The organism is Vibrio sp. SCP2, assembly GCF_059295395.1.
Map to the genome: position 1 here is coordinate 345,825 of NZ_JCAFVV010000001.1, position 14,588 is coordinate 360,412.

Here is a 14,588-nt window from a genome sequence, read left to right on the forward strand (position 1 = left end):
GATTTCTCTCTCCTAAGACCAATTACGTTTGATTCTGTTAGCTCGCTGATTAATGCGAGATCTTTGAGATGGACTCTCTGTCTGCTCATACTCTTTGCGCAAGTTAGAAAGCATTCCTTCTCTAACCTGAGCTTTTACTTTCTTGAGCATTTCTAGCCCTTTGGTTTTCTGTTCTTTGTTTAAGCTGTGTGCCACCATATCTGGGCAGGGCAAATGGCAAGGTTCAGTAAATGTTTGGATACTCATATCTCAGCAAGCTCCTGTGTGTCTACGACGATAAACCCGCCCTGCCCCTCACCTTCGCTTAGTACTCCGTGGCGAACGTGATTGCATTTGAGCTGTTCACAGTCTTGGCTTACGGCATCGTCTAAAGAATCGAAATCACCAAGAGCCGTTGTTTCTGGCTCTTGAGTTTGTTCGTGGCGCTTCATGGCGCCATCACCAAACAATCGAATGGCTACGTATTGCATGAGGCACTCTCCGAATGCGCGCCTAATGCCTTCATCGCTAGGCCCGCTTGACGGCTGATACTCTGCCAAAGACGAATGTTTGAGTTTTGCTGGCGCTCTTGCCCCTCGACAGGGTTCTCTTGGTACTTGGTGACGTTTAGCGCAGCGACGTTCTGTAGGTGTAAAGCTTCTTCCAGAGTGTTGAGTTCAATCGTAATCATGTTGAAACTTCCTTTCTGTTTTCTTCAGTTAACTCAGTCCGGGGACTGGCGCACCGTTGGCAACAAAATCCACTCCCATAGCTAAAAAGGGAGACACGCCTTTAGTGCGTTCTTCGAGATCACTAATCAAAAGCACAAGATTGCCAATGCTGGCTTGGGCTTTCTGAATAATGTTGTGTTTAGTTGTGCGGCTTAAGCGTACGTTTCCAGCTTGGTCTAACGCCATTTGAGACAGGTCCCCCGAGTGAATCGAGTTCTCTAATGCACGTTTGATAAAGGTTTCTTCAGCTGCATCAAGCGGTATATGAGCAGTAACAACACCCAACCCTAGAAGCAGGCTGTTTACTATAGTGTGATTGCCACTGGCTTTAGTAATCGCGATGAGCTCGACACACGTTAAGACATGAGGTTGCTCTGGATTGAGCTTGTTGCGAAGCATTGTTGGGCTCATACCTATGCCTTCTGCCAGCTTGGTCATATTCTCTGACTTCGCAAATGCACAACACGCTTCGTTAAATGCCAGTTGTTTCGTGCCAATAAATTCGCACATTGAGTCACTTTCGTTCATAGCCAATACTCATTTGCATGCCAAGGAGATGAAAATGAAAAACCAACCAAGGTTTAGAAACCGTTATTTAGCCGAGGTTTTGCATTGCTTCACGTGTTGCCATTTCTAACAAAGCAACCATGTTGATTAGCGGCGTTTCCTTAGGTTTAGACTTGGCTTTGATAGGCAGACGACCGTCAGAAACCCAATCCATAATGGTGCGCTTAGGCATACCAGAGAACTGCGAGTATTGGTCATAGGTCATGAAAGGCGTATTTAGCACTACTTGATATGAAAGCATGGTGGTATCCTTGTAAGTTATTGAATGTGTATATAAGTAGTCAGAAGTTGCAGCTCGCTGACTACGCTTTAGCAAAGATTATTGATCGCTTATGCCAACTAATCAAGAAGAAATATCCGCTTTTGCGTATTTAAGTGGTAAGGACTTTGTTCAAAGGTTGATCGAAGTAACAGAATCAAAGAGTCAACGAGTCCTTTCTGAGAAACTAGGTGTACCTACTTCAACTATTTCCACATGGGTGAAACGTGGTTTAACTCCTCATGAGATCGCCGTTAGAGCTCATTTGCATACAGGCGTGTCACTTAAGTGGCTTTTACTGGGTGAAGGAGAGGCATTTCCGAATAGAAGTTCGCACAAACATGATTCCGAGGGTGTGGAAACCAAGTTTCTGTTCGATATCGACTGCTTTAAAATCCTCAATGGCGAATTAATTGAATCTAAAACGCTTACGTTCGATAAATCCTTGCTTGATGATGTTTCTGTTGTGAACGCTATGGCTATTCGTGAAGGCGACTTAACATCAATTATCGACAAAGAAGTTCACCAAGCCGTAAACGGGACATATCTAGTTGATATGGACGGCCTACTCTCTCTCAACGAAATACAACGTTTACCTGGTAAGAAACTGGCGATCAGCTTTAATGGCTCAACTCTTACTGTTGAAGAGGATGAAGTTAAGGTTGTTGGTAGAGTTGCGTTGGTGATGGAGAAGCTGTGATGGACTACGACCTAAATAAAGTTACCGCCTTTAGTTTCCATGTTCCCGGCAATGACCCTTTCAAGTTTCCTGGTTCGAGAAAAAATACCTTGGAAGATGTAAAACCAATAAACATTTTTACAGGGGCTAATAATTCAGGAAAAAGTAGGCTCTTGAGAAACGTGTTTAGCTACTTAATCTGGGGTCATGACGAATCATCTCCCATAACCCCAAAAGCGATAAAAGCAATTCAGGATTGTAAAACTAAAAATAAAGATCATATTCAGGACATAATTCATGAGCAGTTAAAAAAAACATTTTCCGACGAAGAGACTGTAATCCTTGACTCAAACCTAAAAGAAGTAATCTATAAAATAATTGACAACAGCCTAGTTGGTCACACCGGAGAATCAAACCATGAAGATATCCATGTAAGAGCCCATAACCTATTTGGGCTAGAGCTCTGGCGGGATATTTGCAGTATTGAACTTAATCTAAACAACTCTCTAAATACAGTTCGGAAGGAATATTTACCTATTCTAAGAGGACTTAGAACTCTTGATAATAATCGCGATGTTTATTTAGATCGCACTATTGAAGATTATTTCGATGAATATAAATCGACAGACAAGTTACAAATATTCACTGGTCAAAGTCTTTTTGATGATATGAGTTACGCCATACTCGGAGATGAGCATCAACAAGAGAGTGTAGAGAAATACCATCACTATCTTTCTGAACATTTCTTCGAAGGTCAGCGCGTAAAAATCACTCCACGTAAAACTAGGAATCAAGTAAAAGGTCTAAAACCTGTCATAGAAGTAAAAATAGGTAACAATAAGCAGATGCCTATCTTTATGCTCGGAGATGGTATTCAAGCAATTATCGCCATGACCGTGAGACCCTTTCTTGAATCAAGTCCAACAATTTTCTTTATAGAAGAGCCAGAACATAACCTTCATGCAGGTATGCAACGTTCTTTGATAGAAGCTTTTAGAGCCTGCCCGCAACATATGTTCTTTGTAACGTCTCACTCAAATGATCTGATAGATATAGCTCAAGAGAGTGACGATATTAGTGTATATAGAGTTCAGCAAGATCATGAAGAAAAAAGCGTCGTTACCTCATTAAATAACTACTCATTGGCGTTAGCCGATTTAGGAGTTAGAGCCTCTTCAGTCATGCTTGCCAACTGTTCTATATGGGTAGAAGGAGTGACGGATAAACTTTATATTAGAGCGCTGTTACATAAGTTCTTAGAATGCTTAGAAATTATATACAAGCCTCCACATGAAGGCGTCATTTCTACACTTCGATCTATGCAAGAAAACCTACACTACGTCTTTACTGAGTATCAAGGGGCTAACATTACTCATTGGGATTTTAATGAAGAACAAGAGCTACATGATGAAACAACATTCGCGAGGGCTCTCAATAGAAATATATGCTTGATTGCAGATAAAGATATTGAAGATAGGAGCGATAGGGTCGAAGTTCTTGAGAAGGCTTTAGGTAAGAAGTTCCATCTACTTACAAAAAAAGAAATCGAAAACTGCATCCCTATGGATGCTGTCTTAGCTGCAGCGCAAGCTAGATTAGAAGGTTCACGAACTAATCCAGACACCAAATTTAATAAAGACGACATCGTTGAATCAGAATATCGAGACAGTGATGGAATCGGAAGCTATCTAGAGTCATTAGTAGTGAACCCAGCTTTGGGAAATATCACGAAGAAAATGAAACAAGGAAAAACTCCTGAACAAATTGCTCAGCTTATAGCCCCTCCTCTGAAGTACTTTGAAGGAGACTCAGGCACGATAAGCAATAAAGTAGACTTCTGTAAGTCAGCAGTAAAACACATCAATAATACACGGGCTAAGGACATAAAGTGGAACAAAGAGACGGTACAGCTGTGCTATTTTGTGTTTGAGCACATCCTCGAGTGCAACAGTAGTAAATACAGACTAGATAATTTAGATACAATCTTGGGGAAGATAGTCCCACCTAAAACTTCGATGCTTCCTAAAGAACTAGAAGCTAGCACCCAAAAAGCCCCTAACTAGGGGCTTTCTCAATCGAATTTCTTATCATACTTAGCAAGCAAGCGCTCTGAGAGGCTTATAAGTCTTGCTACTGTCTGATTTTTCAACAAGTTACTAGCTTTGACATCGTTAGTAAGGAGTTTTCTCATGTCTTTCAACACATCATGATCAATCGTAGGTAATTCTGGGTCGACTTGATGTAGTTTTAGCATTAAAAATCTAAGTTTAGATATGATCGCAACTCTTTTTTGATAAGTGCTTTTGATTGAGTCATCAGTGTCCCAATCATCATTAACATGCTCAATCAAAGAGTCGAACAGATCTTCGATTTTATCAATCAATCTACCTGATTCTGTATTTCTTGCCTGCCTTTTGGCTCTCGAGTCTTGAGTTCTACTAGCGTAGACCCACCCGCTAACAGCTACTACAACATTAACAGTAGCAACAACTACATATGTCCAATTGATTCCGATAGCTGACATTGTTTTATGATGCAGCTTTCAAAGCGTCGTCAATGTACTCACTAATTTCACTTAATAAGCTTGGGTCATCATTAGAAATCAGATTATCTCTAACAAAAATAACCTTCTCTCGAGAAATGCCTTTACGGACTAAACCACCAAAAACCTCTTCTAAAAAAGAAGAACCAAAGCCGAATACACCATCCAAATTAACGACAACATCACCTTGTCTAAGTGCAGGAATCAAAACCGAATCACGAAACTCCTCACCACTAAAGTCTCCAAGCTCAATAAATCTAGGACCAGGAAATACAGAAAAGTCTTTAATATTTATAGTGTTAGTCATTTTTGATACCATCAGTTAACTTAATACTCCAGCCAGTTACAGTACCGCCAATTGATATATCGTTGTCATAGATCTTTTCTTGGCTTTGTTCAATATCTGCTGATGTTCTAAAAGTATATGCGCCTCGGTTAGAGTGCACTATCAAAGTTGAGTTTGGAGTACATTCAACGATAGTCCTCAGATCTTGCCCGCCTTTCCCTCTATGCTCTTCTGCAGTTCTCGTTTTCTTAACGAAGAGTGAGGCATGGACATAATCCGAGTCAGAATTGAATGCACGACCAATTTTAGAGGATAGTCGCTTAAACATACTTTCAGACTGAGTTCTCGGTAAAGTATAAGGAATACCAACACCTAAGTCACACACTATTACGACTAGGTGCCCATCAATCACTGCAGATAAACACCACCATTTTTTGTAATCTTTTTTGTTATCATCACAAAAAGCGGGATCGTAGCCATGCTCTACACTGTTACACATAGCCTCTAGAGCTGGTCGGTATAGCTCTCCTTTCTTTTCCACTTCCTCTGGCAAAGACTGCAACATCTCCCCAAGTAACACACTTTCAACAGATTCTCCGGACGCTACTTTCCAACAATCAACTGTATTCAGCTTACGGTATTTAGGACTATCAACACCCAATAGTTTAAAAAATCCAACCTGACTTAATACACTAGAAACTACAGGTACACCATTATTGCCTTGCTCCTTATAAGGGACTACAGGAGGATAAGTCACTGAGTATTTCACTTCAGGGTACTGTGATTTCAACCTATCTACCGTTGCCAGAAACAAAATACATGCACCGGCCGTAATTGCTCCAGAGTCTCTAAAGCAAATACATATAGTATTATCTTTAGCTTGCTTAACCTTCCGCTCCAGATCCTCTAAAAACAACATCATCTTAGTTTGATTTTGCTTTTTATATATGCAGATCTGATTAGGTGCTATTACTTTCTCTACTCGACGATTCTTTCTCTTGTAGTGTCTCTTTGCCACCAAATTCGCCTTTTTCCTAGTCGAACCGAGTTTTCGGCAACGATTTAGATTATTCGTATAAATCTTTCGGGAAGATTTAGAGACCACCGACCTCTTACCGATAGCAATATCTACTTGTTTCAAGTTCAGCTCCAATCACAAATAACGTTATATGCATAATATCACTGTACAACAGTAAGTTCAGTATCCCATTTATTTAATGAGTCGGCATAAAGACACTACATTAGCTCAATAGATCCCATATGCATTATTCTATCCGTCGTGCTCAAATCCTTAAATCTGGTGATGCTTTGGCATCCCCCAAATAACAAGATGTACAATTTTCTGTCCCTAAACGTTCCGACACATAACGATCTTTTTGTATAACGTACTCGACTACCTCAGCTTCTTCGTCAGTACACGAGTACTTAATATAGATGAACTTGACCCACTTCAATCCAATAACATTTTCAGCTTCAATAATGCCGAGATAGTCCCTTCGTTCTTCTTGTGCATACCTAAAGGACCATCAGCGTTCATTTTTATAATACTGTAGCCCGCGCTAACTTGAATGGATTGAAACATAACGAACTTAACAAGCCCTTTTTCTAACAGCTGAAACTAGGTTTGAGCATGTACTCTCACCCCAATATAAAACATTGTCCTACGTTTTAGCTCGATTTAAACTGTATTTATATACAGTTATTTTAGGCTTTAATATGTCTGTCCGCAATTTAAAAGATGGCTCTACCAAACCTTGGATCTGCGAATGCTACCCAAACGGCCGTAAAGGTAAGCGTGTTCGTAAGAAGTTTGCAACTAAGGGCGAAGCCAAGGTCTTTGAACTGAACACAATGAAAGAAATTGACGATAAGCCATGGATGGGTGACAAGCCGGATCATCGCAGGCTCTCTCAACTAATCGAGCTTTGGTACTTACACTATGGTGCAACACTTGCCAATGGCAGTATCATTCATAGTAAGTTTCTAAGAATGGCTAACGCGATGGGTAACCCTATAGCGACCGTTTTCGTTGCAAAAACATACTCTGAATTTAGAAGTAAACGAATGAGTGGGCAAATTAGCTTTGTTGATGACCGTTGGCAAAAAGGCGCACCGAGTATCGCTACGCTGAATTCTGAGTTAGCTAGATTCAAAGCTGTTTTCAGTAAGTTGAAGGAACTAGGAGAATGGAGACTCCCAAACCCTATTGAAGATGTTAAGCCCTTTAAAGATCATGAGCGCAGTATGGCTTTCTTACATAAAGAGCAAATTGCCCTGCTATTGGAACTAGTTGCCCTGCACACTAGAGAGGATATGCTCAAAATAGTTAAGCTTTGCCTTGCCACCGGTGCACGTTGGAACGAGGCAGCGCAACTTAACGGCTCTCAGCTCACTAAATACAAAGTTACCTTCACCAATACTAAAACTAAGAAGAATCGCTCTGTACCTATCTCTGAAGAGCTTTATCATGAGATCTATAAGCCGATTTCAGGTAAGCTGTCCGAAGAGTGTTACACACCCTTTTGCTACATTCTTAAGAACAAACTTGGCATTACCCTACCCTCTGGCCAGGCTTCGCACGTTCTTCGCCATTCATTCGCCAGCCACTTTATGATGAATGGCGGGAACATTCTGGTGCTGCGAGACATTCTTGGCCATGCAGATATTAGTATGACAATGCGCTATGCCCACTTCGCTCCAGATCACCTATCAGAAGCTATCACACACAACCCACTCGCTAACTTGTAGTTGTCGCCACAAAAAATTTTTAGCTGGCTGTCGCCACTTTGTCGCCACTTTACGATTTTCAGGCAAAAAAAGAGCCGCTAAAAGCGGCTCTTTTTATTTCGTATTTTCCGAAGAGTCATCAAATTACTCTTTACCGAAAACGTTGTTCTCTTGCTCTTGCACACGGATGAAGGTTGTACGCTTAGTTAGCTCTTTAAGCTTTGCTGCGCCTACGTATGTACAAGTTGAACGTACACCACCAAGGATGTCTGAGATAGTGCCATGAACAGAGCCACGGTATGGCAATAGTACGGTTTTTCCTTCAGCTGCGCGGTACTTCGCCACACCTCCAGAGTGCTTGTCCATAGCAGACTGAGAAGACATGCCGTAGAACTTCATGAAGGTTTTGCCGTCTTGCTCGATCACTTCGCCGCCTGACTCTTCGTGGCCTGCAAGCATACCGCCTAGCATAACGAAATCAGCTCCGCCGCCGAATGCTTTTGCTACGTCGCCTGCACATGAACAACCACCGTCACCGATGATCATACCGCCAAGGCCGTGCGCAGCGTCACCACATTCGATGATTGCAGAAAGCTGAGGGTAACCAACACCTGTCTTAACGCGAGTTGTACATACAGAACCTGGGCCGATACCCACTTTCACGATGTCTGCACCTGCAAGGATAAGCTCTTCACACATGTCGCCAGTTACAACGTTACCCGCAGAGATAACTTTGTTAGGGAATGCGGCACGTACCTTCTCTACGTACTCTACTAAGTGCTCAGAGTAACCGTTCGCGATATCAATACAGATGAAGATAAGTTCTTCAGATAGTGCCATGATTTCTTTCGTTTTTTCGAAATCAGCATCTGAAGTACCCGTAGAAACAAACACGTTGTTTAGTGTTTTTTGATCCGCTGATTTCACGAAGTCAGCCCATTGCTCTACGGTGTAATGTTTGTGAATTGCAGTCATCACGCCATGTTCCGCTAGAGCCTTAGCCATTTCGAAGCTACCGACTGAATCCATGTTTGCTGCAATTACTGGTGTGCCAGACCATTGACGACCACTATGCTTGAATGTAAAATCGCGGGTTAATTCAACTTGAGAACGACTTTTAAGAGTAGAACGCTTCGGGCGGAATAGTACATCTTTAAAGCCTAACTTAAGTTCTTGTTCGATACGCATGATAAATTTTCCTATAAGCAAATTTACGTGTCGTGCGTTTTCGGTAAACGTTGGCAGACGCTTTACTGAGTTTCGGACACAAAAAAACCGGAGCGTTGGCAGACGCTCCGGTTTTCAGCATTATAGGTCGTGATTTATTTCCCGCAAGACTGATATTTCCAATTTTTTTGTGATACAGTTCGGTTAAGTTGCATACCTAAGTAACTCCTTTCTCAGCAGTTATTCGTTCTTCTCCCTTAAAAACAATCACTTAACTCAAAGCTTGCTAACCGTTTGCGCAATCCTTTTCGTCTTCAAGCTGTCCAACTTCTGATCGATTGGCTAATTCACCCACATATAATCACATTTGAACTCTCATTTTTGCTCTTTATAAGCACAGAAATTTTCAAAAAATTTTACGCAAATACAAAAAAAGCAGCCGAAAATGGCTGCTTCTTACAGATAAAGCTTTTGCTTATAGCTTAAAGAATGAAAGCTGGGCTTTCTGTTTTTCTGCTAATGTAGACAGCTCGTTACTCGCACTTGCACTCTGACAAATACCAGATACGTTTTGATTGACCAGCTCAGACATGTTCACAACGTTGCGGTTAATGTCTTGCGTTACCTGAGATTGCTGCTCTGCTGCGGTTGCAACTTGGGTATTGGCATCATTGATATTCGTTACAGACTCTGTAATACCCTGTAGCGCGCTGTTAGCTTGCAATGATAGCTCATTGTTTTTCTCTAGCATTTCAAGGCTAAGCTGCATGCTATCGTTAGCAAGCCCAGACTGCTTCTGTAGCTCTTCAATGATGGCTTGGATTTCGCCCGTTGATTCTTGAGTTCTTGCTGCCAGCATTCGAACTTCATCCGCAACCACTGCAAAACCACGACCAGATTCGCCCGCACGCGCTGCTTCAATGGCTGCGTTTAGTGCTAGAAGGTTAGTCTGCTCTGAAACACCGCGAATAACTTCAATCACATCATTGATTTGTTCAGACTGCTCTTTAAGAGTTAGAACAACTTGCGCAGCTTCGTTTAGTGCATTACCCATTTGAGCACTTGCTTGACTACTCTCTTCAAAGATATCCAAGCCAGATTTAGCCAATTGATCAGCTTCACGTGCTGTTGAATCTGCCATCTGAGCGTTATCACTGACGTTATCTGCGGTGCTAGAAAGCTCGTTGACTGCAGATGCGACTTGTTCAATCTCAGCCAGCTCTTGCTGGGCATTGGCTTGAGCTTGCGTCATCACGGCAGCTAACTCAGTAGAAGCGGAAGCGACTTCCTCACTGATACGGCTTAACTCTTCTACCGTGCTGTGAAGTTGCTCAGCGGTTTGGTTCACATCAGTACTTAGCTGAGAGACTTCATTATCACCATCGACCTTGGCACGAACAGAAAGATCACCATGTGCTAGCTTACGCATCACTTTCTGCAGTTGAAGGATTGGTTTTACAATCATGCCTGAAAGTACCCAAGCGACAGCTAAAGAGGCAACAAGAACAGTAAGTACCATGTACATTGCCATGTTTTTAACTTTTGTATTCTGCTCAGCGCTATGTTCCATGGCATCGGTCGCGAACTCATTAACTTGTGCAGACAAGGTATTGATGGCGCCGACCATTTGATTGCCAGAGTCACGATATTTTGCGATAAAGCTATTGTACTCTTGCAGGCTCACTTGGCCGCTGTCTCTCTGTGAAAACAGTTCTACAGCACGGTGAGAGTATTGTACGTAATCTTCAATAGCGCGGCGCACCACTCGCACTTCATCTCTGAATGTGTCGCGACTAGCCATCAAGTCGAGATCTTTTTGAATCTCTTTTAAGCCTGTTTTAAGTTCATTTAGAAACACTTGTCGGCGAGAATCATCGTAGATGGCATACACCGCGCTAATACGTAACGGATAAACCTGATCATCGATTTTTGCCAAGGTGTCTTTGTAATACACAAGAGAATCCGTGTTAGAGCTGATAATTTCTTGCTCTGCCTCTAGATTACTTTTAGTGATCCACAATGCGATAAATAGCGCGAACGTTGTGAAGATAACAGGTACCAATACCTGCGTTCGAATAGACAAATTTTTAAGGGACAATTGCATTATTTTTCTCATTCAAGTCGTTGGACTCATCCTTGAAGTGGGAAGATTCCCATAGATAAAGTGCGCGAACTCTAGCATAGAGCGTGATCAAAGTCACATTTGAATTCTGCTTAGTTCGCGCTGTTCTATCTCGTAAGTTTCTGTTTTACAAAAGACACTTATTTTCCATATGCAATTGATTTATAAATTAACTGAATAGCAACCTCTTTGATATAGAACAAAAAAGGCCAAGCTAATGCTTGGCCAATGGGACAGAATTTCAGGCAACTCTGTATTTAGAAATCGTAACGTACACCTAAACGAAGAGTATCTTCACCCGTGTCTTTAAAGCCGTCTGCGTCAGCATCTGTCGACTTAATACCATTGGAGAAGTAAGAAACATAAGTTCGGAAGTTACCGTTGAACTTGTAGTAACCCACGACTTCTACACCATCCGTCGCATCCGCTTTAGTGCCATTCGCCGCTTCATTTTCTTGATTGGTGTAAACAACTGCTGCTGATAACTGTTTTGTAAATTTGTATTTCGCTGCAACCTCAAGCGCTTTGAACTCTTTGTCGCTTGTACCTGTTGCTTTGTCATCTAGGTCACCTACTGAGTATGTCGCGCCTAGGTAAAGTGCGTCTAGTGTATAACCTAGACCACCAAGAATTTGATTTTGACTACCGTTACCTTTGCCTAAATCAGCACCTGAGAACGCTAGACCAACATATAAGCCAAACGGCGCTGAATAAAGACCTGAGATGCTGTAGCCGTCAGTGTCTTCATCGCTATTTGCTTGGTAAGTGGCTTGAAGTTGAAACGCATCGAATGCACCGCGGTAAGCAAACACGCTGTCTTCTTTGTCGCTTGCAGAGTTAATCACCTGCTGAACACCAGAGAACTCCGAGATATCTGTCAGATCCGATACGATAACGGCAGCCATGTCTTGACGACCAAACGACAGCGCATGACCATCAAAGTCTAGACCTGCATACATGTAACGGTTTTCAAACTCATCTTTACCTGTATCTTGCTCAGCTTCATAGACACCAAACGCTGACATGCCCTCAGTAATCTCAGATTTGCCTTTCAGGTTTAGACGTGCACGAGTGCTATCGTCCATCGTGCCTTTAATCTCTGCGCCTTTGCTTGTGCCAATAAAGTCACCACGAAACTCTACGCGACCACCCACTTTAAGCTCAGTACCATCAGCTTTGTACACTGTCGCTGCAAGAGAAGAACCCGATACAAGTGCTGCAAATACTGCAGACGCTGCCACTGCTTTTTTCATCTTATTTACCCTTTACATATAGAATGAGCTTCTATGCTCGAACTGTTGATGCGAGATAAATTAGATGGGCAGGATGACGTTTCGATTGCTAATCCATTACGATTAAATGTCGATTATATTTATGATTCATGACAGTAAAATAAACAAAATCAATCAGTTAATTTTAATACAGACGCAATAGAATTGTGATGGTAACAAACTTAACGCTCGTCTTTGGGTGAATCCATGACCACCATGGTAGTGATAGACTGTACTTGATCGCACTCACCTAATACGTCAGCATGAAACTTCTTGTAGCTTGGCAAGTCTTTGGTCTCAACTCGAAGTAAATACTCGTTAGCACCTGTGATGTTGTGACACTCAACGACTTCATCAACAAATCTGACGTGTTCTTCGAACTCTAGCTGGGCTTGTTTTCGATGACTGGCAAGGCCGATAGAGACATAGGCGACAAAGCCGACACCAAGTTGGCTATTATCAAGCATGACTCGATAGCCTTTAATCACCTCGCGTTTTTCAAGATCTTGGACGCGCCTAAGCGTTGCTGAAGCTGATAAACCAATACGCTCTGCTAACTCGACATTGGTGATTCTTCCGTCTCTTTTGAGTTCTTGCAATATTCTTTCGTCGAATTTATCCATTTCTTACCTTTATTGCGCAATTAGTCTTAGTCATTCGAATAAAAACACATAATTGCGCACTATTCCACCTAATATAGTGGTTGACCGGTCAAGACAAGCGTTACTACGCAATATTATTGCTTTCACGATAGAAATAGGACATCTCATGGAATTCGAACAACTCACTGCTCTTGTGATATTTGCCTTTGTCTCGACCTTTACTCCGGGGCCAAATAACTTAATGCTGATGACTTCAGGCGCCAATGTTGGCTATATGCGTACGTTACCTCACATGTGCGGAATTGCATTTGGTTTTGCATTTATGGTTTTGCTTGTTGGGCTTGGCTTGTCAGCGGTGTTTGAAGCCTACCCAATCGCCCACCTTGTCTTGAAGTATGTGAGTTTGGCTTATCTTGCCTATTTAGCAGTGAAAATCGCGTTAAGTGGACGCGCAAAAGACGTCGATAATTTTCGCCCTATGACATTCCTAGGGGCAGCCAGTTTTCAGTGGGTAAACCCAAAAGGTTGGTCTATGGCGCTAAGTTCCGTCACTCTGTATAGCAATGGTGGCGGATGGATCGAACTACTGATCATTTCGGCGACCTTTTTATTGGTCAACTTCCCATCGGGTTCATTTTGGATTTTGGCAGGTCGAGAGCTTCAACGTTGGCTAACTAGCGCTTTACGTATCCGAAGCTTCAATATTCTGATGGCCGTCTTATTAGTTGGCTCCACCCTGCCGATGATATAGATGTCAGGAATGTAAATTTGGTTAAAGATACTATCTAACTCTGTTGTGTGCTGTTAACCTAGATGAGAACAAGAACAATTCTCGGGTTAGCACATGAAAAAGCCATCACCAAAGCACGTTACCATATCTTCAACCGAATCTGTCACTCCAAACATGCAGCGCATTACCTTTCAAAGTGATGCGCTAAAAGAGTTTCCAAGCAACTGTGAGGGTGGCTACATCAAGCTATTGTTTACCCCTTCTGGTGACACTGACCCACAACAGTTATCAGGCGATGAGCGCCCAGTGATGCGTACTTACACCATTCGTAAGTTTGACGAGCAAGCGGGAACCATTGAGGTCGACTTTGTTAAACACATCACTCATGACCTTAAATGCGGTTTTGCTGCGCGCTGGGCAATGAAGGCTCAGGTTGGTGATTCCATTCATATTGCCGGCCCTGGCACCATACAAGATATGAGCACAGACGCGGATTGGTTCTTCATGACCGCAGACATGACAGCCCTACCTGCACTATCAGCTAAGATTCGACGTCTCCCAGCTGATGCAAAAGGCTACGCTGTGATTAAAGTTATCTCTGAGCAAGATATTCAACCCATCGAAACCCCAGAAAATTTTGAAGTCCAATGGATCTTTGAGAATGATGACTTGGCACAAGCAGTTCGCGCTCTACCTTGGCTAGCTGGTAAAGTGTCCGTTTGGTGTGCTTGTGAGTTCGATTCAATGCGCGCGCTGCGTCAGTACTTCCGCAACGAGAAAGAAGTCGAGCGCGAAAACATCTACATTAGCAGCTATTGGAAACAAGGTGTTTCAGAAGACGGTCACAAGGTGATTAAACGCCAAGACGCTGAAGAGCAAGAAGCTTAACTCAAGTTTTACTGTGCGATAAGACCAAGAGGTGCCTT

17 protein-coding genes and 1 pseudogene are annotated in these 14,588 nt (G+C 42.4%); 5 read left to right on the forward strand and 13 right to left on the reverse strand.

Annotation, left to right across the window (positions count from 1 at the left end; translation table 11 throughout):
* Positions 1 to 12 precede the first annotated feature (12 nt).
* The 5 genes from AC5O63_RS01690 to AC5O63_RS01710 all read right to left on the reverse strand — a co-directional run bounded on the left by AC5O63_RS01690 (position 13) and on the right by AC5O63_RS01710 (position 1,518).
* Positions 13 to 246 carry a hypothetical protein gene (locus AC5O63_RS01690; protein WP_494503671.1) on the reverse strand — a complete coding sequence of 78 codons (234 nt, stop codon included), beginning with the start codon at positions 244 to 246 and terminating at the stop codon, positions 13 to 15.
* Positions 243 to 470 carry a hypothetical protein gene (locus AC5O63_RS01695; RefSeq protein WP_494503672.1) on the reverse strand — a complete coding sequence of 76 codons (228 nt, stop codon included), beginning with the start codon at positions 468 to 470 and terminating at the stop codon, positions 243 to 245. The genes AC5O63_RS01690 and AC5O63_RS01695 overlap by 4 nt, the downstream gene beginning before the upstream one ends.
* The gene (locus tag AC5O63_RS01700) at positions 458 to 670 is read right to left on the reverse strand and encodes a hypothetical protein (RefSeq protein ID WP_494503673.1); all 213 of its coding nucleotides are present in this window, start codon (positions 668 to 670) and stop codon (positions 458 to 460) included. Before AC5O63_RS01700 ends, AC5O63_RS01695 begins: the two co-directional genes overlap by 13 nt.
* A gap of 28 nt (positions 671 to 698) precedes the next feature.
* Entirely contained in the window at positions 699 to 1,238 is a 540-nt protein-coding gene (locus tag AC5O63_RS01705) for a phage regulatory CII family protein (RefSeq protein WP_494503674.1), read from the reverse strand.
* Between the two features lie 67 nt (positions 1,239 to 1,305).
* Positions 1,306 to 1,518 carry a hypothetical protein gene (locus AC5O63_RS01710; RefSeq protein WP_019275486.1) on the reverse strand — a complete coding sequence of 71 codons (213 nt, stop codon included), beginning with the start codon at positions 1,516 to 1,518 and terminating at the stop codon, positions 1,306 to 1,308.
* Between the two features lie 91 nt (positions 1,519 to 1,609).
* On the opposite strand from AC5O63_RS01710, the gene AC5O63_RS01715 reads away from it, so the two are divergent.
* Entirely contained in the window at positions 1,610 to 2,236 is a 627-nt protein-coding gene (locus AC5O63_RS01715; RefSeq protein WP_494503675.1) for a phage repressor protein CI, read from the forward strand.
* Entirely contained in the window at positions 2,236 to 4,278 is a 2,043-nt protein-coding gene (locus AC5O63_RS01720; RefSeq protein ID WP_494503676.1) for an ATP-dependent nuclease, read from the forward strand. Before AC5O63_RS01715 ends, AC5O63_RS01720 begins: the two co-directional genes overlap by 1 nt.
* An 8-nt stretch (positions 4,279 to 4,286) precedes the next feature.
* On the opposite strand, the gene AC5O63_RS01725 is transcribed toward AC5O63_RS01720, so the two are convergent.
* The 4 genes and pseudogenes from AC5O63_RS01725 to AC5O63_RS01740 form a co-directional block, all read right to left on the reverse strand.
* Entirely contained in the window at positions 4,287 to 4,739 is a 453-nt protein-coding gene (locus AC5O63_RS01725; RefSeq protein WP_494503677.1) for a hypothetical protein, read from the reverse strand.
* Positions 4,740 to 4,743: 4 nt separating this feature from the next.
* The gene (locus AC5O63_RS01730; protein ID WP_494503678.1) at positions 4,744 to 5,064 is read right to left on the reverse strand and encodes an STAS-like domain-containing protein; all 321 of its coding nucleotides are present in this window, start codon (positions 5,062 to 5,064) and stop codon (positions 4,744 to 4,746) included.
* Positions 5,057 to 6,184, reverse strand: coding sequence for a hypothetical protein (locus tag AC5O63_RS01735; protein ID WP_494503679.1), 1,128 nt, complete (start codon positions 6,182 to 6,184; stop codon positions 5,057 to 5,059). The genes AC5O63_RS01730 and AC5O63_RS01735 overlap by 8 nt, the downstream gene beginning before the upstream one ends.
* Positions 6,185 to 6,334: 150 nt before the next feature.
* Positions 6,335 to 6,625 (reverse strand): annotated as a pseudogene (locus AC5O63_RS01740) (hypothetical protein).
* A gap of 134 nt (positions 6,626 to 6,759) precedes the next feature.
* Here AC5O63_RS01740 and AC5O63_RS01745 point away from each other — a divergent pair.
* A complete protein-coding gene (locus tag AC5O63_RS01745) occupies positions 6,760 to 7,791 on the forward strand; it encodes a phage integrase (protein WP_494503680.1) in 1,032 nt (343 codons plus the stop codon).
* Between the two features lie 123 nt (positions 7,792 to 7,914).
* On the opposite strand, the gene AC5O63_RS01750 is transcribed toward AC5O63_RS01745, so the two are convergent.
* The 4 genes from AC5O63_RS01750 to AC5O63_RS01765 all read right to left on the reverse strand — a co-directional run bounded on the left by AC5O63_RS01750 (position 7,915) and on the right by AC5O63_RS01765 (position 12,953).
* Positions 7,915 to 8,958, reverse strand: coding sequence for a GMP reductase (locus AC5O63_RS01750; protein WP_004746952.1), 1,044 nt, complete (start codon positions 8,956 to 8,958; stop codon positions 7,915 to 7,917).
* A gap of 454 nt (positions 8,959 to 9,412) precedes the next feature.
* Positions 9,413 to 11,041: a methyl-accepting chemotaxis protein gene (locus AC5O63_RS01755; protein WP_171320868.1), complete on the reverse strand. Its 1,629-nt coding sequence runs from the start codon at positions 11,039 to 11,041 to the stop codon at positions 9,413 to 9,415.
* A 275-nt stretch (positions 11,042 to 11,316) separates the two neighbouring features.
* A complete protein-coding gene (locus tag AC5O63_RS01760) occupies positions 11,317 to 12,312 on the reverse strand; it encodes a porin (RefSeq protein ID WP_494503681.1) in 996 nt (331 codons plus the stop codon).
* Between the two features lie 200 nt (positions 12,313 to 12,512).
* The gene (locus AC5O63_RS01765; RefSeq protein ID WP_494503682.1) at positions 12,513 to 12,953 is read right to left on the reverse strand and encodes an Lrp/AsnC family transcriptional regulator; all 441 of its coding nucleotides are present in this window, start codon (positions 12,951 to 12,953) and stop codon (positions 12,513 to 12,515) included.
* Positions 12,954 to 13,098: 145 nt separating this feature from the next.
* On the opposite strand from AC5O63_RS01765, the gene AC5O63_RS01770 reads away from it, so the two are divergent.
* Together AC5O63_RS01770 and AC5O63_RS01775 are read left to right on the forward strand one after the other, a co-directional pair.
* A complete protein-coding gene (locus tag AC5O63_RS01770) occupies positions 13,099 to 13,683 on the forward strand; it encodes a LysE family translocator (protein ID WP_004746944.1) in 585 nt (194 codons plus the stop codon).
* 93 nt (positions 13,684 to 13,776) lie between these two features.
* Positions 13,777 to 14,550, forward strand: a complete 774-nt coding sequence (locus AC5O63_RS01775; RefSeq protein WP_494503683.1) for a siderophore-interacting protein — start codon at positions 13,777 to 13,779, stop codon at positions 14,548 to 14,550.
* The last annotated feature ends 38 nt before the right edge of the window (positions 14,551 to 14,588 follow it).